1 pseudogene is annotated in these 1,061 nt (G+C 54.1%); it reads left to right on the forward strand.

The annotated features are described in order from the left end of the window. Nucleotides 1–1,061 (forward strand): annotated as a pseudogene (locus tag BJL95_RS20775) (hypothetical protein); the annotation flags it as partial.

Below are 1,061 nucleotides of genomic sequence, written 5' to 3' on the forward strand. Positions count from 1 at the left end.
GCCGAAGCGGCGAGCTTGGAAAAAGCCGCGATCGAAGGTCGGTTAGCGACGCGCGCGGATGCGAGCCAGTACCAAGGTGACTATCGGAAGATCGTACAGGGTGTAAACAATACGCTGGACGCGGTGATTGGGCCGTTGAACGTGGCGGCCGACTATGTAGACCGCATTGCAAAAGGCGCCATCCCGGCGAAAATCACCGACAGTTACAACGGCGACTTCAATGTGATCAAAAATAATTTGAACACGTGTATCGACGCGGTCAATGCGTTAGTGGCGGACGCGGTGATGTTGTCGCAAGCGGCGGTGGAAGGCAAACTGTCGACTCGCGCCGATGCGACCCTGCACCAAGGCGATTACCGCAAGATTGTCGAAGGTGTCAACGAAACCCTGGATGCGGTGATTGGGCCGTTGAACGTGGCGGCGGATTATGTGGACAACATATCCCGAGGCAACATTCCGGCTAAGATTACCGACAGTTACAACGGCGATTTCAATACGATTAAAAACAACCTGAACAACTGTATCGACGCAATCGGCAATATGGTTGCCGAAGCGGCGAGCTTGGAAAAAGCCGCGATCGAAGGTCGGTTAGCGACGCGCGCGGATGCGAGCCAGTACCAAGGTGACTATCGGAAGATCGTACAGGGTGTAAACAATACGCTGGACGCGGTGATTGGGCCGTTGAACGTGGCGGCCGACTATGTAGACCGCATTGCAAAAGGCGCCATCCCGGCGAAAATCACCGACAGTTACAACGGCGACTTCAATGTGATCAAAAATAATTTGAACACGTGTATCGACGCGGTCAATGCGTTAGTGGCGGACGCGGTGATGTTGTCGCAAGCGGCGGTGGAAGGCAAACTGTCGACTCGCGCCGATGCGACCCTGCACCAAGGCGATTACCGCAAGATTGTCGAAGGTGTCAACGAAACCCTGGATGCGGTGATTGGGCCGTTGAACGTGGCGGCGGATTATGTGGACAACATATCCCGAGGCAACATTCCGGCTAAGATTACCGACAGTTACAACGGCGATTTCAATACGATTAAAAACAACCTGAA

Source organism: Methylomonas sp. LWB (assembly GCF_001856095.1).
GTDB classification, from domain to species: Bacteria; Pseudomonadota; Gammaproteobacteria; order Methylococcales; family Methylomonadaceae; genus Methylomonas; species Methylomonas koyamae_A.